14 protein-coding genes and 4 tRNA genes are annotated in these 18506 nt (G+C 70.6%); 9 read left to right on the top strand and 9 right to left on the bottom strand.

Translation table 11 applies throughout. The features are described 5' to 3' along the window. Positions 1-60 precede the first annotated feature (60 nt). Positions 61-1551, bottom strand: coding sequence for an MFS transporter (locus ACFZCD_RS05185; protein WP_391828070.1), 1491 nt, complete (start codon positions 1549-1551; stop codon positions 61-63). A gap of 275 nt (positions 1552-1826) precedes the next feature. On the opposite strand from ACFZCD_RS05185, the gene ACFZCD_RS05180 reads away from it, so the two are divergent. The 4 genes from ACFZCD_RS05180 (at position 1827) to purM (ending at position 6096) form a co-directional block, all read left to right on the top strand. Then, positions 1827-2513 carry a TetR/AcrR family transcriptional regulator gene (locus tag ACFZCD_RS05180; protein ID WP_391828068.1) on the top strand — a complete coding sequence of 229 codons (687 nt, stop codon included), beginning with the start codon at positions 1827-1829 and terminating at the stop codon, positions 2511-2513. A gap of 10 nt (positions 2514-2523) precedes the next feature. Further along, on the top strand, positions 2524-3324 hold the full coding sequence (locus tag ACFZCD_RS05175) for a sterol carrier family protein (protein WP_391828056.1): 801 nt from the start codon (positions 2524-2526) through the stop codon (positions 3322-3324). 146 nt (positions 3325-3470) lie between these two features. Beyond that, positions 3471-4988: an amidophosphoribosyltransferase gene (gene purF / locus ACFZCD_RS05170; protein ID WP_391828054.1), complete on the top strand. Its 1518-nt coding sequence runs from the start codon at positions 3471-3473 to the stop codon at positions 4986-4988. 40 nt (positions 4989-5028) lie between these two features. Further along, complete coding sequence (gene purM / locus ACFZCD_RS05165; protein WP_391828052.1) at positions 5029-6096, top strand: phosphoribosylformylglycinamidine cyclo-ligase; 1068 nt, start codon at positions 5029-5031, stop codon at positions 6094-6096. 161 nt (positions 6097-6257) lie between these two features. Here the strand turns inward: purM and ACFZCD_RS05160 are convergent, their stop codons facing one another. Then, positions 6258-6509, bottom strand: a complete 252-nt coding sequence (locus tag ACFZCD_RS05160; RefSeq protein ID WP_391828050.1) for a DUF3073 domain-containing protein — start codon at positions 6507-6509, stop codon at positions 6258-6260. A gap of 388 nt (positions 6510-6897) precedes the next feature. Beyond that, positions 6898-8016, bottom strand: coding sequence for a Leu/Phe/Val dehydrogenase (locus ACFZCD_RS05155; RefSeq protein WP_391828048.1), 1119 nt, complete (start codon positions 8014-8016; stop codon positions 6898-6900). Positions 8017-8218: 202 nt separating this feature from the next. Between ACFZCD_RS05155 and ACFZCD_RS05150 the strand changes: the two genes are divergently transcribed. Both ACFZCD_RS05150 and bldC read left to right on the top strand, forming a co-directional pair. Continuing rightward, positions 8219-9073: a hypothetical protein gene (locus ACFZCD_RS05150; protein WP_391828047.1), complete on the top strand. Its 855-nt coding sequence runs from the start codon at positions 8219-8221 to the stop codon at positions 9071-9073. A gap of 468 nt (positions 9074-9541) precedes the next feature. Then, on the top strand, positions 9542-9748 hold the full coding sequence (gene bldC, locus ACFZCD_RS05145; protein ID WP_003949541.1) for a developmental transcriptional regulator BldC: 207 nt from the start codon (positions 9542-9544) through the stop codon (positions 9746-9748). 479 nt (positions 9749-10227) lie between these two features. Here bldC and ACFZCD_RS05140 read toward each other — a convergent pair whose 3' ends face one another. From ACFZCD_RS05140 to ACFZCD_RS05115, 6 genes are all read right to left on the bottom strand, one after another. Further along, positions 10228-10461, bottom strand: a complete 234-nt coding sequence (locus ACFZCD_RS05140; protein WP_391828045.1) for a DUF6274 family protein — start codon at positions 10459-10461, stop codon at positions 10228-10230. Between the two features lie 107 nt (positions 10462-10568). After that, a tRNA-Asp gene (locus ACFZCD_RS05135) sits at positions 10569-10643 on the bottom strand. A gap of 127 nt (positions 10644-10770) precedes the next feature. Then, positions 10771-14742, bottom strand: a complete 3972-nt coding sequence (gene hrpA, locus ACFZCD_RS05130) for an ATP-dependent RNA helicase HrpA (protein ID WP_391828043.1) — start codon at positions 14740-14742, stop codon at positions 10771-10773. A 93-nt stretch (positions 14743-14835) separates the two neighbouring features. Next, positions 14836-14909: transfer RNA gene (locus ACFZCD_RS05125), tRNA-Phe, on the bottom strand. Between the two features lie 25 nt (positions 14910-14934). Next, positions 14935-15009, bottom strand: a tRNA-Asp gene (locus ACFZCD_RS05120). A 39-nt stretch (positions 15010-15048) separates the two neighbouring features. Then, positions 15049-15121 (bottom strand) — tRNA-Glu (locus ACFZCD_RS05115). 180 nt (positions 15122-15301) lie between these two features. Between ACFZCD_RS05115 and ACFZCD_RS05110 the strand changes: the two genes are divergently transcribed. The 3 genes from ACFZCD_RS05110 to ACFZCD_RS05100 all read left to right on the top strand — a co-directional run. Next, entirely contained in the window at positions 15302-15652 is a 351-nt protein-coding gene (locus ACFZCD_RS05110) for a metallopeptidase family protein (protein ID WP_391828041.1), read from the top strand. Positions 15653-15899: 247 nt separating this feature from the next. Next, entirely contained in the window at positions 15900-16403 is a 504-nt protein-coding gene (locus ACFZCD_RS05105) for a hypothetical protein (protein ID WP_391828039.1), read from the top strand. Between the two features lie 214 nt (positions 16404-16617). After that, on the top strand, positions 16618-18506 hold a 1889-nt coding region (locus tag ACFZCD_RS05100), incomplete at its 3' end, for a DEAD/DEAH box helicase (RefSeq protein WP_391828998.1).

The raw sequence follows: 18506 nt of genomic DNA, 5'->3' as shown, positions 1-18506 counted from the left end.
CCCTTGGGAGCCCGCCCCGCCACCGGGACGGCGGATCCGGGCGGAGCCCGGGCGGGAGCGTCAGGGGCGGGGCACTCGCAGGCGTATCGCCAGCAGCAGAGCCACCAGCATCGCTCCTGCGGCACAGGCGAACACCGTGTCGACGCCGGAGACGAACGCCCGTATCGCCTGGGCGTGCGCCTCTCCGCCGAGCGCGGCTATGCGGCCCGCCGACCCGCCGGGGCCCTTCGCCTCGTACACCCGGGCCAGCACCGTGCCGAAGAGGGAGGCGCCCAGCGCGCCGCCCAGGGACTGGAAGAAGCGGATTCCCGTGGTGGCCACGCCCAGTTGGCGGGGCGGCGCGGACTCCTGCGTCAGCTGGATCAGCTGGCCGAGCAGCTGGCCGAACCCCAGGCCGAGCAGCAGCAGTGCCAGGCCGACGACCCACAGGCCGGTGTCCGCACCGAGGGTCGCCAGCAGCCCCATGGCTGCTGCCGTGACGGCCGTGCCGGTGACGATGAACGTCTTCTGCGGCCAGCCGCGCGCCGTCAGTTTGCCGGTGACGATGCCGATGACCGAGAGCCCGGCGGCCATGGGAATCAGGAAGAGGCTGGCGTCCGTGGCGGCTATGCCGCGCACGAGCTGCAGATAGACGATCACGTAGATCATCGACCCCATCAGGGCCGTCCCGATGAGCGCCTGCAGCGCGAACGAGGTGCGCAGCACGGGGATCTTGAACAGGGACAGCGGCAGGACGGGCTCGGCCGCCGTCGCCTGCCGCCACAGGAACAGGCCGAGCAGCAGCACGCTCGCCGCGATCATCCCGAGGATGGCGGGGGAGTCCCACGCGTACTCCTTGCCGCCCCATTCGGTGACGAGCAGGACGGCCGTGGAGAAGGCCGCTGCGAGCCCGGCGCCGAGGAAGTCGATCCGGTGGCGCGTGCCGTGGTGCTGGGGGAGCTTGAGCACGGCTGCTGCCGCGGCGAGTACGGCGAGGCCGATGGGCAGGTTCACGTAGAACACCCAGCGCCAGTCGGCGTGATCGGCGAGGAATCCGCCCAGCACGGGCCCGAGCGCCATGCCGGAGCCCGCCACGATGCCGCCGATCCCCGCCCCGCCGCCACCACCCTTTGAGCCGCCGCCCTTCGCGCCCCCGGCCTTCGCGTCCGCCGGCTCTTCGGCCGCACCGGCCTTGAGCTGGGCGATCACGACCATCGTGACGCTCATCAGCCCACCGCCGCCGATGCCCTGGACCGCGCGGAAGGCGATGAGCTGCGCCATGGACTGCGCGGCTCCGCACAGCGCCGATCCGACGAGGAACGCCGCTACGGCGCTCAGGAACACCTTGCGCGCGCCGAGCGTGTCGCACAGCTTGCCGTAGAGCGGCAGGGCCGCGGTCGAGGCGAGGGCGAAGGCGCTGATCAGCCATGGCACCCGGTCGATGCCGTGCACGGGGTCGAGGTCCTGGACGATCGGGATGGTGACGGCCGAGACGATGTTCTGGTCGAGCACGGCCAGCAGCATCGTGGCCAGGCAGACGACGAAGGCGATCTTGCGCTGCCCGGCGGTCATCAGAGGCCCGGCCGGCCGGCCACCCGTGACCGGCGCCGGAGCTTCGGCAGTTCCCCCCGCAGCCCCTCTCGCCGGCCCTTCCGCCGGCCCTGGCTCCGTGGCCAACTGCCCCGCCGCCGTGGATGAATGCACCCTTCTTCCCCCTCCGGAGTCGCTCGTGGACGCCGATGGAAGCGGCGCGCCCTCACCATGCCCCGAGAGCGTGTACCGAGTCAATTCTTCTATCGGGTAAGTTTGTCGGTCCGGTCAAAATTTCATCCTGGTACAGTCGTGCCATGACCGAAGGGCTGAGCCTGCGCGAGCGCAAGAAGATCCAGACCCGCCGCACGCTGTGGAAGACCGCCGTGGAGCTGTTCCTGGAGCGCGGCTACGACCAGGTGTCGGTCGCCGAAGTGGCCCTGGCCGCCGAGGTCTCGAAGATGACGGTCTTCAACTACATGTCCTCCAAGGAGGACCTGGTCCTCGGCCCCATGCAGGAGCACATCGGTGACGCCGCCCGCTCCGTGCGCGACAGGCGCCCCGGCGAGTCCGCCGTCGCCGCCTTCCGCAGGGCGTTCGTGGCCGCGCTCAACGCCCGCGACGCGTCCGTCGGCATGAGCGACGACCCCTACGTGCTCCAGGTGCGCCGGCTGATCCAGGAGACCCCGGCCCTGCTCGTCCGCGCCCACGAGTACGTACGCCACGCCCAGATGCTCCTGGCCGAGGAGCTGGCCGCCGCCGCGGAAGGCCCCGACGCCGAGCTCGCTCCTGTGGTCGCGGCCCAGCTGATGAGCGTCCGCTACGCCGTTCACGAGTACAACCACCGGCGCCTGCTCGCGGGCGAGTCGGCGGAGGAGGTCCTCCCCGGCGCGCTCGATCTCGCGGAGCGCGCTTTCACCCTGGTCGAACGGGGTCTCGGGGACTTCGGCTCGCTCCCCGCCGGCGCCGAAAAGCCCCGGGCTGAAGCCCCCCGCGCCGAATAGGGTCGGAGCCATGTCTCCCGCCCCGCGCAAGCCCCGTCCACGCAGCTACGACGCCGCCAAGGTGCGCGCCGCCGTCACCGCACAGCTCGGCCACGTACGGGACGCCGCCGCAGGCCTGGACGCGGCGCAGCTCGCGCTGCCCACCCGGTGCGGGGGCCGGACCGTCCGGGAGCTGCTCGGGCACATCGCCACGGGGGTGGACCTCGTGGCCCGGCTGATCGGGGAACCGGCCCCGCCCGCGCGGGAGATCACCGCCGCGGAATGGGCAACCAGGGCTGCGAACCCAATCGCAGCAACCACCTCTACAGCAACCACAGCCACAGAGACCACAACCGCCGCCGCCGCCCTCCTGGCCGCCGCAGCGGACCGTTTCGCCGCCCTCGCCGCCGCCACTCCGCCCGACCGCCTGCTCGCCACCCCCGCGGGCGCCATGCGACTGGACGACTTCCTGGTCACGCGCTGCGTGGAGCTGGCCGTCCGCACCGGCGATCTCGCGACCGCGCTCGGCAGCGAGATCCCTTACGACCGCCAGGCTTTGGCCAACGCCACCCGGCTGCTCGCCGATGCGCTGGCCGCCAAGGCCCCGGGCGGCTCCGTCGAGGTCCGCATCCCGCCCTTCGCGGTGGTCCAGTGCGTGGCCGGCCCCCGGCACACCCGTGGCACGCCGCCCAATGTGGTCGAAACCGACCCCCTCACCTGGCTCCGCCTGGCCACCGGCCGTACGGACTGGACCAGTGCCCTCGGTGCGGGGTCGGTCACCGCGAGCGGCGAACGCGCGGACATCTCCGCGCAGCTCCCGCTGTTCGCGTAACTCCCTTTGTGGGATTGAACAAACGGCATGAACGAATGTCCCCCGAAAGGTGATTCACCGTGCGCGCCGAGTGGCTGTGCGTGGTGTGAGCCATCCCCGGTCGTCCCCGGTTCGGATGAACCTCCTCCCTGCCATAGACTCAAGGTGTGCCTCGTGGTGACGGACGACTCAGCCACGACCTGCTCCCCGGCGAGAAGGGCCCCCAGGACGCTTGCGGCGTCTTCGGTGTCTGGGCTCCGGGTGAAGAGGTCGCCAAACTCACCTATTTCGGGCTGTATGCGCTGCAGCACCGTGGACAGGAGTCCGCGGGCATCGCGGTGAGCAACGGCTCCCAGATCCTCGTCTTCAAGGACATGGGACTGGTCTCCCAGGTCTTCGACGAAACTTCCCTCGGCTCCCTCCAGGGCCACATCGCGGTCGGTCACGCCCGCTACTCCACCACCGGAGCCTCGGTGTGGGAGAACGCCCAGCCGACCTTCCGCGCGACCGCGCACGGCTCGATCGCGCTGGGTCACAACGGCAACCTGGTCAACACGGCCGAGCTGGCCGAGATGGTCGCGGCCCTCCCCCGGGAGAACGGCCGTGCCACCCAGGTCGCGGCGACCAACGACACCGACCTGGTCACGGCCCTGCTCGCGGGCCAGACCGACGCGGAGGGCAAGCCGCTGACCGTCGAGGAGGCGGCCGCCAAGGTCCTTCCCGACGTCAAGGGCGCCTTCTGCCTCGTCTTCATGAACGAGCACACGCTCTACGCCGCCCGGGACCCGCAGGGCATCCGCCCGCTCGTCCTCGGCCGCCTGGAGCGCGGCTGGGTGGTGGCCTCGGAGACGGCCGCCCTGGACATCTGCGGCGCCACGTTCGTCCGCGAGATCGAGCCGGGCGAGCTCATCGCCATCGACGAGCACGGCGTGCGCACCAGCCGCTTCGCCGAGGCCCGCCCCAAGGGCTGTGTCTTCGAGTACGTGTACCTGGCCCGTCCCGACACCGACATAGCGGGCCGGAACGTCTATCTGTCCCGGGTGGAAATGGGCCGCAGGCTCGCCGCCGAGGCCCCGGTCGACGCCGATCTGGTGATACCGACTCCGGAATCCGGCACCCCGGCCGCCGTCGGTTACGCAGAGGCCAGCGGCATTCCGTACGGCACGGGTCTGGTCAAGAATTCCTATGTCGGCCGGACCTTCATCCAGCCGAGCCAGACCATCCGCCAGCTCGGCATCCGGCTGAAGCTGAATCCGCTCAAGGAAGTCATCAAGGGCAAGCGCCTGGTCGTCGTCGACGATTCCATCGTCCGCGGCAATACCCAGCGCGCGCTGGTCCGGATGCTCCGCGAGGCCGGCGCCGCCGAGGTGCACGTGCGGATTTCCTCCCCGCCGGTGAAATGGCCGTGCTTCTTCGGCATCGATTTCGCCACCCGGGCCGAGCTGATCGCCAATGGCATGAGCGTCGAGGAGATCGGCCGGTCGCTCGGCGCGGACTCCCTCGCGTACATCTCGCTCGACGGCATGATCGAGGCGACCACCATCGCCAAGCCGAACCTGTGCCGCGCCTGCTTCGACGGCGAGTACCCCATGGAGCTCCCCGACCCCGAGCTGCTCGGCAAGCAGCTGCTGGAGACCGAGCTGGCCGGTGGCGCGGACGCCGCCGATGCGCTCCGTCGTCCGTAGAACGCCCTCGTAGTACCGAACGACACGAAAGTTCCCAGCAATGTCTGAGACCACCGGTGCCAGCTACGCAAGCGCGGGCGTCGACATCGAAGCGGGCGATCACGCCGTCGAGCTCATGAAGAAGTGGGTGAAGAAGGCCACCCGACCCGAGGTCGTCGGCGGCCTCGGCGGCTTCGCCGGGCTCTTCGACGCGAGCGCGCTCAAGCGGTACGAGCGTCCCCTCCTGGCCTCCGCCACGGACGGCGTCGGCACGAAGGTCGACATCGCCCGCCGCATGGGCGTGTACGACACCATCGGCCACGACCTGGTCGGCATGGTCGTGGACGACCTGGTCGTCTGCGGCGCCGAGCCGCTGTTCATGACCGACTACATCTGCGTCGGCAAGGTCTACCCCGAGCGGGTGGCCGCGATCGTCAAGGGCATCGCCGAGGGCTGTGTGCTCGCCGGCTGCGCGCTGGTCGGCGGCGAGACCGCCGAGCACCCGGGCCTGCTCGGCGCGGACGAGTTCGACGTGGCCGGTGCGGGCACCGGCGTGGTCGAGGCCGACCGCGTGCTGGGCGCCGATCGCATCCGTACGGGTGACGTCGTCATCGCGATGGCCTCGTCCGGACTTCACTCGAACGGGTACTCGCTGGTCCGCCATGTGCTCTTCGACCGGGCCGGCTGGGAGCTGGACCGGGAGGTTCCGGAGTTCGGCCGCACCCTCGGCGAGGAGCTCCTGGAGCCCACGCGGATCTACTCGCTGGACTGCCTGGCCCTCACCCGTACGGCCGAGGTGCACGGCTTCTCGCACATCACGGGCGGCGGCCTCGCGAACAACCTGGCCCGGGTGATCCCGGACCACCTCCACGCCACGGTCGACCGGTCGACGTGGACGCCGGGCGCGGTCTTCGACACCGTGGGCAAGCTCGGCGGCGTCGAGCGCCTGGAGCTGGAGAAGACGCTGAACATGGGCGTCGGCATGGTCGCGGTCGTCCCGCAGGAGTCCGTGGACGTGGCCCTCACGACCCTCGCCGACCGCGGAGTGGACGCCTGGGTCGCGGGCGGCGTCACCGAGCGCGGTGACCACGCCGAGGCCGTGGCGCTGACCGGCGACTACGCCGGCTGAGGCCTCGCCGGGAGCAGTCTTGATCCGACGCCGCACGGGGGCCGCCGCCCGGACCGGAAGGTCCGCGGCGGAGCCCCGGGCCGCAGCGGGCGCACGGTCCCGGGCAGCACAGAACCCGGTCCGAGGACAGGCCTCGAACCGGGTCAGTGGGAGTTACAGCGTCAAGCGCGGCGACGGTAAGAAGGGTCGGACGGCGTCTGCTCGTCCTCGTCCTCTTCGTCGTTGTAACGACTCGCGTACTGAGCGTACGGGTCGTCATCCAGCTCATCGTCGAGCGGCTCGCTGTTCGGCGGCTGCTTCGTCGGCGATGCGCCCAGCTCATTGGCCAGACGTGAGAGGTCGGTCCCGCCGCTGTTGTACTTCAGCTGGCGGGCGACCTTTGTCTGCTTGGCCTTGGCCCGGCCGCGCCCCATGGCTCGACCCCCTCAATGACGGGGCTCGACGGCCCCAGAGTCTTGACACGCGTTCACGTTCATGAGTCAGAGCGGATCCCCGTGGAGGGATCCGGCCTGTAGGGCTTCAACGGTACCTGCTTCCGCGGCCATACGGTACGTCGCCCGCATGACGTGCCACGCAGCACAACCCTAGGGGAGCCCCGTCCCCGCTGGTCAGCTGCGATTTTAACGTGTCTTGTGCCCCGACCCGCCGATGGGTGGTGAGAGATGTCTCGCTCACCACCTCATCGGACGGGCCTGTAGGGACCGCTAGGGGGCGCTCCGGGTGACACCCGGACGGCCGCTCCGGCCGCGCCGTGTCCGCCGCACGGTCACGAACCACGCGCAAGACCCGTACCGGACGGTCCTACTGCGCGGTAACCGCGCTTGCGGCGCGCGCCCGCGCCTCGGCCATGCGCTGCTCGGCCAGCCGGTCGGCGGCAGCGGCGGGCGGAATGCCGTCGGCCTTGGCCCGGTCGAATATGGCCAGGGTCGTGTCGAAAATCTGATTCGCCTTGGCCTTCGCGCGGTCGAAATCAAATCCGTGGAGTTCGTCGGCGACCTGGATCACTCCACCGGCGTTCACCACGTAGTCCGGCGCGTAGAGAATGCCGCGGTCCGCGAGGTCCTTCTCGACGCCCGGGTGGGCGAGCTGGTTGTTGGCGGCGCCGCAGACCACGCTCGCGGTCAGGGCGGCCACGGTGGCGTCGTCCAGGGCGCCGCCGAGGGCGCAGGGGGCGTAGACGTCGAGCGGCGTACGGACCAGGACGTCGGCGTCCGTCACGGCGGTGACCTGCGGGTGGCGGGCGATGATCCGCTCCACGGCCTCCGTCCGGACGTCGGTGATGACGACCTCCGCGCCGTCCTCGACCAGGTGCTCGACGAGGTGGTGACCGACCTTGCCGACGCCCGCGACACCGACTCTGCGGCCGCGCAGCGTGGGCTCGCCCCACTGGGTCTGCGCGGCGGCGCGCATGCCCTGGAAGACGCCGAAGGCGGTGAGGACCGAGGAGTCGCCGGCGCCGCCGTTCTCGGGGGAGCGGCCGGTGGTCCAGCGGCACTCGCGGGCGACGACGTCCATGTCCTGGACGTAGGTGCCGACGTCGCAGGCGGTGACGTAGCGGCCGCCGAGAGAGGCCACGAAGCGACCGTACGCCAGCAGAAGTTGTTCGGTCTTGATCAGGGAGGGATCGCCGATGATCACGGCCTTTCCGCCGCCGTGATCCAGACCCGCCAGCGCGTTCTTGTACGACATGCCGCGGGAGAGGTTGAGGGCGTCCTGCACCGCCGCCTCCTCCGAGGCGTACGGGTAGAAGCGCGTGCCGCCGAGGGCGTCGCCCAGGGCGGTGGAGTGGATGGCGATCACTGCCTTCAGGCCGCTCTCGCGGTCCTGGCACAGCACGACCTGCTCGTGGCCGCCCTGGTCGGACCGGAACAATGTGTGCAGCACGCCGTCAGCGTCATTGATGGGACGTACGTCAGTCACTGTGGTGACTCCATATGTCGCGGAGGTCGCCCTCCGGGGGTGGTGGAGGGCCGGTTGGCAAGAGGGTAAGACCTGTCGGCCCGGCGGGCCGGTCCCGTGCGGAGGATCACTCCTCCGGGGCGCGGTGCCATGGGACGATTTGCGCGGTACGGGGAGGGTTCGGCAACTCCCCGGAGTGTCCGGCGTCTTGAGGGGAGCACGTGTGGGCTCGGCGTCATCGGTGACTGTCCCGTACGCGGCGTACCTGCGGGTTTACGAGCCGCTGGGCGCATTCCCGGAGCCGGAGCGCACGCACTGGGAGCGCTACGCCCGGCGCGCGTCCCTGCCGTGCGCCCAGGACGAGCTCCGGCGCTCGCTCGCCGACCTGCTGCCCACTCCGCCGGTGCCGGTCCCGGTGCACGAGAGCGGCGAAGCCTTCGTCGCCTTCCAGGACGGCGTCCTGTGCGTCTGCCCGTGGCGGACCCGGCTGCGCGGCTGGCTGGCGCTGGAGGAGCTGTCCGAGAGCCTGCCCGCACCGGTCCTGGACGCGGCGCTGCCGCCGGTCGTGCGCCGGCAGGCGGAGGCGGACTACGAGCGCTGGCAGGAGCGCAACCCCGACGCCCGGCCCTGGATCCGCACCGCCACCTGGCAGGTGCCGCTGCGCTGGTTCGTCCTCTTCTCCGACGAGGAGCGCGAGTACGGCAAGGGAGAGGGCGGTGCGCCGGGCCGGGACGGGCTCGTCCTCCGCTACCGCACGCCGATGGTGCAGGCGAGGCGGCGGGTGGCCCGCGGGCTGCGCACGCTCAAGGACGCGATCGACGAGGGCCCGCTGATCGACGGCCTGGTGGACGTGGGGCGGTGGCTGGAGGAGTTCCACCCGCGCTCCCTGGTGGAGCTCGACTACGGAGGCCTCGTGCATATGGTGCCCGAGGCGCAATTGGCGGAAGATCATTCCGCCGGGGACACGGCGGAGGGGCTCGCGGCGTTGCGCGCGGGCGATGGAGTGCGCGCGGGGAGGGCGTACGAGCGGTTGACGGAGCGCTGGAGTGCCGTACGCAACCGGCAGTACGCCAATTGAAGTCCTGGTCCGAGAAGCGCCGGGACCTAGGTCCCGATCCGGGCCATTGCGGCAACCGTGACCTAACGCACTTTCGTCAGGTCTTGCGCCCATCGCCCATCCGCGTGGCAAAATAGGACAAGGAGTCCGGGAAGGGCTCCTTCCGTCCAACTACGGGCGGATTGATCGGTATTGCACTCCTTGGCGGGTCTGGTGACCCCTGATCCCGCTGTGACTGATCGTCACGGTGGCGTGACTGTCCGCTATGGCATGGTCCATCGGCTTCCGTCGAGGTTGAACACCTGAGAGGGCAATTCCATCGGTTTGGCCGACGTGGCTGGACAGATGGTGTAGTTGTAGTGCCGAGGACAAGCCGTTCGTCCTATAACCGACTCGGCCCGCGTCCGCCATTTCGGGCAACGCGGGTCAAGGTGCAGAATTTAGAGGAAAGAACCGACTCCACGTCAGGTTCTCCCGAGGAGGCCGCTCATGACCGCTCGCACCCCTGATGCCGAGCCGCTGCTGACCCCGGCTGAGGTTGCCACGATGTTCCGCGTGGACCCGAAGACGGTCACCCGTTGGGCCAAGGCTGGCAAGCTCACGTCCATCCGCACGCTCGGAGGACACCGCCGTTACCGCGAAGCGGAGGTCCGCGCCCTGCTGGCGGGCATTCCGCAGCAGCGCAGCGAGGCCTGAACAACCGCATGACCGGGCGTTTTCCGGGGCCCCCAACCCGGCTCACGCCCCGCTCCAGTTTCCACTGAAGCACCACCTCAGCTACACACGACCGGCTCCTGCCCCAACAGGACCGCCGCAGCCCACCGACTTGGGCGAGTCGTCGATCGCGCTGGACTCCGCCGGGTCCAGCGCGATCTTTTTATGCCCGGACGCCGTCGAGCGGCCCTCGGTGGCCCTGCCCGGCTCTGGGCAGCAGGGGCCGGCGGGGCACCCGTACGGACCCCTGGGCCCACCCTTTCGGGTGGAGTGCAATTGCACATATTAAATTGACCCGTTGTAGGTCAGGGGTAAGTTCCCTCATCCGGGAAACTCTTTCGGTGACTCCCGTCACAGCGCGACGTGCTTGTCACTCACCGTGCTGCTGCGGTAATGGACACGGTGTACGTCGCACGCGTGCGGAATCCGCGGCCGACTGCCGCCCGTACAGGCCCCGTTGGTCACCCGGAGCCGGACCGCGCCTCCTCGGCGCCCTCCGGCCCCGCTGCGGGCCCTCCGGGGCCCGCAGCCGCCTCCTGGGCGAGCCGCAGCAGCCGGTGGCACACCGCGCAGTGCCGGGTCAGGTGGCGGTAGCCGGAAGCTCCCGAGGCGGCGGACAGGTGGGCGCGCAGCAGCGCCCTCGTTTCGTGCCGGATGGTCTCGCGGCGTTTCGCTTCTGCCGGGGTCGTCGTCATGGAGCGCAGCACCTCCACTGCCCTGGGTACCCCTGGCACGTGTCCCCGTCAAGGTCGAACGCGAGAAGGCCCGGATCCCTGAGAGGGATCCGGGCCTTCAACCGATGCGGTCCTGACGGGATTTGAACCCGCGGCCTCCACCTTGACAGGGTGGCGAGCACTCCAAACTGCTCCACAGGACCTTGCTTCGCTTCCCGCTCCGGCGGGCTGCGAGACAGACTCTACAGCAGGTCAGGGGGTGCGGTCGAACCCGATCGCGGAAGGGCCCCGAACGGGCCCCCGCCCCGCGGGCCGGCCGCACCCGCGCCCCTACGGCGCCAGCTGATCGATGGCCTTCACGATCCGCTTGTCCGAGACCGGGTGCGCCGTCCCCAGCGCGTGGGCGAAGTAGCTCACCCGGAGCTCCTCGATCATCCAGCGGATGTCGAGCGCCTCCTGGGGCACCGGGCGCCCCTTCGGGAACTGCTCCAGCAGCCACGCGTACTCGTCCTGCATCTCCTTCACCTTCGCCATCCGGGCCCGGTCCCGGTCGGCGTTGGCGGGCAGCTGGGTCAGCCGCCGGTCGACCGCCACCAGATAGCGCAGCAGGTCGGGCAGCCGCCGTACGCCGTGAGCGGTGACGAAGCCCGGCTTGATCAGCCCGGCCAGCTGTTCCTTGACGTCCGAGAGGGAGGACATCAGGGACAGGCTCGTGGTGGCCTTCAGCCGGCGCTCGCACGCCTGCCAGGCGGCCAGCACCTCCTGCACCTTCCGGATCGCGTCCATCGTGGCGTCCACGATGTCCGCCCGTACCGCGTCGAAGAGCTTGCGGAAGGATTCTTCGTCCCAGACGGGGCCGCCGTGCGCCGCGATCAGCTTGTCGGCGGCGCCCGCGACGCAGTCCTCGAAGAGCGCCTGGACGGAGCCGTGCGGATTGCGCGACAAGGCGAGCTTCTGCTGGTTGCCGAGCTTGTCCTGGGCGTACTTCGCCGGGTTGGAGGGCAGGTTCAGCAGGATCAGCCGGCGGGTGCCCCGCCACATCGCCTCGCGCTGCTCCTGCTCGGTGTCGAAGAGCCGCACCGCGACCGAGGAGCCCTCGTCCACCAGCGCCGGATACGCCTTGACCGGCTGACCGGCCCGGCGCGTCTCGAAGGTGCGCGGCAGGGTGCCCACCGTCCAGGACGTGAGGCCCGAGCGCTGCTCCGGGGCGCCGCCGCCGCTGCCGCCGCCCTTGGCGGCCTCCGCGGCCTGCTCGAAGGCCTTGGAGATCGCCGCCTGCGTCTTCGGCTTGAGCCGCAGCCGCAGCGCCTCCAGGTCCTTGTCCTCGGCGATCTTCCGGCGGCGCTCGTCGACCACCCGGAAAGTGATCTTCAGGTGGTCGGGGACCTTGGCGAGGTCGAAGTCCTCCGGATCGAGCCGGACGGCCGTCATCCGGTGCAGCTCGCGCGCCAGCGCGACCGTCAGCGACTCCTGCAGGGGCAGGGCCCCCGAGCGGGAAAGGCCGTCCAGGAACGCCTTGGCGAAATTCGGCGCCGGCACGTAATTCCGGCGGACCGGCTTGGGCAGCGACCGGATCAGCTCCGTCACCAGGTCCTCGCGCAGCCCCGGGATCTGCCAGTCGAAGCCCTCGGCCGAGACCTGGTTCAGCACCTGCAGTGGAATGTGGACCGTCACGCCGTCCGCATCCGCGCCCGGCTCGAACTGGTACGTCACCTTGAACTTCAGCCGGCCCTGCCGCCAGGAATCCGGGTAGTCGTCCTTGGTGACCGCCTCGGCGTTCTCGTTGATGAGCATCGACTGCTCGAAGTTCAGCAACTCCGGCTCGTCGCGTCGCTTGTGCTTCCACCACGAGTCGAAATGCGCACCCGAGACGACGTGTTCGGGCAGCCGCTGGTCGTAGAAGTCGAAGAGCGTCTCGTCGTCCACCAGGATGTCCCGGCGGCGGGCGCGGTGCTCCAGCTCCTCGACCTCGCCCAGCAGCTTGCGGTTGTCGTGGAAGAACTGGTGGTGCGTGCGCCAGTCGCCCTCGACCAGGGCATGGCGGATGAACAGCTCGCGGCTGGTCTCCGGGTCGATCCGCCCGTAATTGACCTTCCGCTGCGCGACGATCGGCACGCCGTAGAGCGTCACCCGCTCGTACGCCATGACGGCCGCCTGCTTCTGCTCCCAGTGCGGCTCGCTGTAATTGCGCTTCACCAGGTGCTGGGCGAGCGGCTCGATCCACTCCGGCTCGACCTTGGCATTGACCCGCGCCCACAGCCGCGACGTCTCCACCAGCTCGGCCGACATCACCCAGCGCGGCTGCTTGCGGAACAGCGCCGAGCCCGGGAACACCGCGAATTTCGCACTGCGGGCACCCAGGTACTCGTTCTTCTCGGTGTCCTTGAGGCCGATGTGCGAGAGCAGACCGGCCAGCAGCGACTGGTGCACCCGGTCCGGAGCCGCGTCCTCCTCGGCCATGTGGACGCCCATGGACTTGGCGACCGTCCGCAGCTGCGAGTAGATGTCCTGCCACTCGCGTATCCGCAGATAGTTCAGGAACTCCGACTTGCACATGCGCCGGAACGCCGACGACGACAGCGCCTTCTGCTGCTCCCGCACATAGCGCCACAGGTTCAGGAACGCGAGGAAATCGCTCGTCTCGTCCTTGAACCGGGCGTGCTGCTGATCGGCCTGCGCCTGCTTCTCCGAAGGCCGCTCGCGCGGATCCTGGATGGACAGCGCCGCCGCGATGACCATGACCTCGCGGACACAGCCGTTGCGGTCGGCCTCCAGGACCATACGGGCCAGCCGCGGGTCCACCGGCAGCTGCGCGAGCTTCCGCCCCAGCTGCGTGAGCCTCTTCTTCGGATCCTTCTGCAGCGGATCCAGCGCCCCCAGCTCCACCAGCAGGTCGACGCCGTCCTTGATGTTGCGGCGGTCCGGCGGGTCGATGAACGGGAACTTCTCGATGTCGCCGAGGCCCGCCGCCGTCATCTGCAGAATGACCGAGGCCAGGTTCGTCCGGAGGATCTCCGCGTCCGTGAACTCCGGGCGGGCGAGGAAATCGTCCTCCGAGTACAGCCGGATGCAGATGCCGTCCGACGTACGGCCGCAGCGGCCCTTGCGCTGGTTCGCGCTGGCCTGCGAAATCGCCTCGATCGGCAGTCGCTGGACCTTGGTGCGGTGGCTGTAGCGCGAGATCCGGGCGAATCCCGGGTCGATGACATAACGGATGCCCGGCACCGTCAGGGACGTCTCCGCGACGTTCGTCGCGAGCACGATCCGGCGGCCCGTGTGGCGCTGGAAGACCCGGTGCTGCTCGGCGTGCGAGAGGCGGGCGTACAGCGGCAGGATCTCGGTGAACCGGAGTTTCTTCTTCTCCAGCGCGTCCGCCGTGTCACGGATCTCTCGCTCGCCGGAGAGGAAGACCAATATGTCGCCGTCGCCCTCGCGCTGCAGCTCCTCCACCGCATCGCAGATCGCCGTGATCTGATCGCGGTCCGCGTCGCCGGAGTCTTCCTCCAGCAGCGGCCGGTACCGCACCTCCACGGGATACGTGCGCCCGCTCACCTCGATGATCGGCGCGTCACCGAAATGCCGCGAGAACCGCTCCGGGTCGATCGTGGCCGAGGTGATGACGACCTTGAGGTCGGGCCGGCGCGGCAGCAGCTGCGCCAGATAGCCCAGGATGAAGTCGATGTTGAGGCTGCGCTCGTGCGCCTCGTCGATGATGATCGTGTCGTACTGGCGCAGCTCGCGGTCCGTCTGGATCTCGGCCAGCAGGATGCCGTCCGTCATCAGCTTGACCAGCGTGTTCTCGCCCACCTGATCGGTGAAGCGGACCTTCCAGCCGACCGTCTCGCCCAGCGGCGTGCGCAGCTCCTCGGCGACGCGCTCGGCGACCGTGCGGGCGGCGATCCGGCGCGGCTGGGTGTGCCCGATCAGGCCGCGGACGCCCCGGCCGAGCTCCATGCAGATCTTGGGGATCTGCGTGGTCTTCCCGGAACCCGTCTCACCTGCGACGATCACGACCTGGTGGTCGCGGATCGCCGCCAGGATCTCGTCCTTCTTCTGGCTGACCGGGAGCTGCTCGGGGTAGGTGACGGCCGGCACGGCGGCACGGCGGCTCGCGGTGCGCAGCTCGGCCGCACCGATCTCGGTCGTGATCTCGGCCAGGACGGCCGCGCGGGCCTCCGGCTTGCGGATGCGGCGCGCGCCCTCGAGCCGCCGCCCCAGGCGCTGCGCGTCGCGCAGCGTCAGCTCGGGCAGGCGGGCGGCGAGGTCGGCGAAGGTGGCGGGGGCGGCAGGCTGCGTAGACATACGGAGTCCAGGATCGCACCAGCGGCCGCGAAGCGGCGAACGCATTTCCTGCAAAAACACTGAGCCCCCCGTTCGGAAACGGGGGGCTCACTGTGGCTGGGGCCGGGGTCGAACCGGCGACCTTCCGCTTTTCAGGCGGACGCTCGTACCAACTGAGCTACCCAGCCACGCAGACATCAGAGATGTCTGCAGCGGTCCTGACGGGATTTGAACCCGCGGCCTCCACCTTGACAGGGTGGCGAGCACTCCAAACTGCTCCACAGGACCTTGCTATGTGCGAGCACTAGTCTCGCACACGGTAAAGCGTGCCCCCAACGGGATTCGAACCCGTGCTACCGCCTTGAAAGGGCGGCGTCCTGGGCCACTAGACGATGAGGGCTGATGGCCCACCTGGGCGCTTCGCAGCGCCTCGGGGACGTGAGAAGCATATGGGATGGAGGGAGCTAACGCCAAAACGGTTTCCCGGAGGCCGCCGCGGGCCGTCCCGGGCCGCGGCGCGGGACGGCGCACGCGGGCGGTGCGGGGGCTCCGCGGGGGTGCGTGCCGGACAATGGCGAGCGTGCTGGAGATGACGCGCGAGGAGTTCGAGGAACTGGTCGCCGAAGCCCTGGACCGGATCCCGCCGGAGCTGACGCGGCTGATGGACAACGTCGCGGTGTTCGTCGAGGACGAGCCCCCGAAGGAGGACCCGGAGCTGCTCGGCCTCTACGAGGGGACGCCGCTGACCGAGCGCGGCGAGTGGTACGCGGGCGTCCTGCCGGACCGGATCACCATCTACCGCGGGCCCACGCTGCGGCTGTGCACCTCGCGGGAAGAAGTGGTGGAAGAGACCGAGGTGACGGTCGTTCACGAGGTGGCCCACCACTTCGGCATCGACGACGAGCGCCTGCACGCCCTCGGCTACGGATGAGGCCTGCAGGGTCACCGGGGCCCAAGAGGCGCAAGGGGCGGTCGTGACCTTCGGGGAGGGCGGTGCTCGCGACCGGCAAAGAGCCGGTCAGGTGACCGCGTGCCGCGCGTGTCCTGCGCGGGGCGGTCCCAGTTGGGCAGGGGGCCTGTCCCATGCGTTGCCGATGCGGCCCGTACGCGTCGCCGATGCGACCCGTAGAGATCCGTAGCGGCCCGCAGCGGGCCGTAGCCCCCGAAGGCGGTCCCCCATGCCTCCCACCTCACCCCGTGCAGCCGCCACCCGGATCGCGGCCGTCGCCGTCGTGGCCCTGGCCCTCGGGGGGTGCATGAGCGTGAGCGACCCGGAGCGGCCCGCTCCGTCGCCGGGTGCGGGCAAGCAGCACGACGCGGGGCCGGAGCCGGACGGCGGGGTGCGGATGCCGGGCGGGCGGCCGGGGCAGGCGGACGCGCGCTCCGCGCGGGGCGCCAGCGGCAGCCCCGCGGCCAGGGGCACCGCCGCCCCGTCCTCGACCGCGACGCCCTCGGGGACCCCGGCCGAGGCCTCGCCGGACGCCCGCACCGGGAAGCCGGGCAAGAAGGCGAAGCCGCCGGCCGGCGGTGCCACGGCGCCGGCGCCCCGCCCGCCCGCGTCCAGCCAGCCCGCCGGCCAGCCGACCACCCCCACGCCGCAGCCGCCGGCCAGCCCGCCGCCGGCGACCTCGGCCCCGCCGTCGCCCCAGCCGGGCCCGCAGGCCGCGGGCCCTGTGGCGTAGGCCATGCCGCCGGACGGGGGCAGCGGCTTGCGTCCGGCGGGTGCGAGTGCGTATGGTGGTAGATCGTTTGATCCCATTTGCCCGGCGCCCAACAGAAGCGCGCCGTGTGGCGCGTTCCTTACCTTGCCGTGGCTGACCGCATCGAGGCGGTCATTTGTGAAGCCGACACGGAGCTTGGGCGCGTGCCGAAACTCCGGAAGGTTTCGCATTTCGCATGTCCATTTCCACTGAGCAGACCGTCATGCCCGCGAGCGACGAGATCGTCGCCGAGGCGGACGCCCTCACCGCGGAGACCGCCGCGGACCTCACCCCCGCCGACGCCGGCACCGACGCCGCCGCAGAGCCCGCCGAGCCGCAGATCACCTTCGGTGACCTGGGCCTGGAGGACGCGATCGTCCGCAAGCTCGCGCAGAACGGTGTGACCACCCCCTTCCCGATCCAGGCCGCGACCATCCCGGACGCCCTGGCCGGCAAGGACATCCTCGGCCGTGGCCGCACCGGCTCCGGCAAGACCCTCTCCTTCGGTCTGCCGCTGCTCTCCACGCTGGCCGGCGGCCACACCGAGAAGAAGCGCCCCCGCGGCCTGATCCTCACCCCGACCCGCGAGCTCGCGATGCAGGTCGCGGACGCCCTCCAGCCGTACGGTGACGTGCTCGGCCTCAAGATGAAGGTCGTCTGCGGCGGTACGTCCATGGGCAACCAGATCTACGCCCTGGAGCGCGGCGTCGACATCCTCGTCGCCACCCCGGGCCGTCTGCGCGACATCATCAACCGCGGTGCCGCCTCGCTCGACAAGGTCCAGGTCGCCGTCCTCGACGAGGCCGACCAGATGGCCGACATGGGCTTCCTGCCCGAGGTCACCGAGATCCTCGACCTGGTGCCGGCCGGCGGCCAGCGCCTGCTCTTCTCCGCCACCCTGGAGAACGAGATCGACACCCTCGTCAAGCGCTACCTGGTCAACCCGGTCACGCACGAGGTCGACCCCTCCGCCGGTGCCGTCACCACCATGACCCACCACGTCCTGGTCGTGAAGCCGAAGGACAAGGCGCCGGTCACCGCCGCCATCGCCGCCCGCAAGGGCCGCACCATCATCTTCGTCCGCACCCAGCTCGGCGCCGACCGCGTCGCCGAGCAGCTGCTGGACGCCGGCGTGAAGGCCGATGCCCTGCACGGCGGCATGACCCAGGGCGCCCGCAGCCGCGTCCTGGACGACTTCAAGGCCGGCTACGTGAACTGCCTGGTCGCCACCGACGTCGCCGCCCGCGGCATCCACGTCGACGGCATCGACCTGGTCCTCAACGTCGACCCGGCCGGCGACCACAAGGACTACCTGCACCGCTCGGGTCGTACGGCCCGCGCCGGCCAGTCCGGCACGGTCGTCTCCCTGGCCCTGCCGCACCAGCGCAAGCAGATCTTCCGCCTGATGGAGGACGCGGGCGTCGACGCCTCGCGCCACATCGTCGGCGGCTCCGGCGCCTTCGACGAGGAGGTCGCCAAGATCACCGGCGCTCGCTCCCTCACCGAGGTCCAGGCCGACTCCGCGGCCAACGCCGCCAAGCAGGCCGAGCGCGACCTCGCCGACCTGACCCGCCAGCTGGAGCGCGCGCAGCGCCGCGCCACCGAGCTCCGCGAGGAGGCCGACCGCCTGCTGGCGCGCGCCGCCCGCGAGCGCGGCGAGGACCCGGAGGCCGCCGTGGCCGCCGCTGCCGAGGCCGCCACCGCGGAGGCCAAGGCCGAGGAGGAGGCCGCTGCCGCCGCCTCCGTGCCGGCGCAGGCCGCGCCCGCCCACGAGCGTCGCGACGACCGGGGCAACTTCGAGCGTCGTGACGACCGCCGTGACGACCGTTCCGGTGGCTTCCGTCGCGATGACCGTCCGTCGGGTGGTTTCCGCCGCGATGAGCGTCGTGACGACAACCGCTCCGCCGGTTTCCGCCGGGATGACCGTCCGTCGGGTGGTTTCCGTCGTGACGACCGTCGTGATGACAACCGCTCCGGTGGCTTCCGCCGGGATGACCGTCCGTCGGGTGGTTTCCGCCGCGATGAGCGTCGTGACGACAACCGCTCCGCCGGTTTCCGCCGGGATGACCGTCCGTCGGGTGGTTT

It is taken from the genome of Streptomyces sp. NPDC008001, assembly GCF_042958085.1.
Lineage (GTDB): Bacteria > Actinomycetota > Actinomycetes > Streptomycetales > Streptomycetaceae > Streptomyces.
The sequence above is the reverse complement of the archived record's forward strand: the minus strand, read 5'-3'. Positions and strand labels throughout refer to the sequence as shown.

Coding starts and splice junctions, on each gene's coding strand:
- ACFZCD_RS05140 (WP_391828045.1), bottom strand. CDS start 10,461: ATGACGACGACCCCGGCAGAAGCGAAACGCCGCGAGACCATCCGGCAC.
- ACFZCD_RS05185 (WP_391828070.1), bottom strand. CDS start 1,551: ATGACCGCCGGGCAGCGCAAGATCGCCTTCGTCGTCTGCCTGGCCACG.
- ACFZCD_RS05175 (WP_391828056.1), top strand. CDS start 2,524: ATGTCTCCCGCCCCGCGCAAGCCCCGTCCACGCAGCTACGACGCCGCC.
- ACFZCD_RS05180 (WP_391828068.1), top strand. CDS start 1,827: ATGACCGAAGGGCTGAGCCTGCGCGAGCGCAAGAAGATCCAGACCCGC.
- purM (WP_391828052.1), top strand. CDS start 5,029: ATGTCTGAGACCACCGGTGCCAGCTACGCAAGCGCGGGCGTCGACATC.
- ACFZCD_RS05105 (WP_391828039.1), top strand. CDS start 15,900: ATGCCTCCCACCTCACCCCGTGCAGCCGCCACCCGGATCGCGGCCGTC.
- ACFZCD_RS05160 (WP_391828050.1), bottom strand. CDS start 6,509: ATGGGGCGCGGCCGGGCCAAGGCCAAGCAGACAAAGGTCGCCCGCCAG.
- hrpA (WP_391828043.1), bottom strand. CDS start 14,742: ATGTCTACGCAGCCTGCCGCCCCCGCCACCTTCGCCGACCTCGCCGCC.
- bldC (WP_003949541.1), top strand. CDS start 9,542: ATGACCGCTCGCACCCCTGATGCCGAGCCGCTGCTGACCCCGGCTGAG.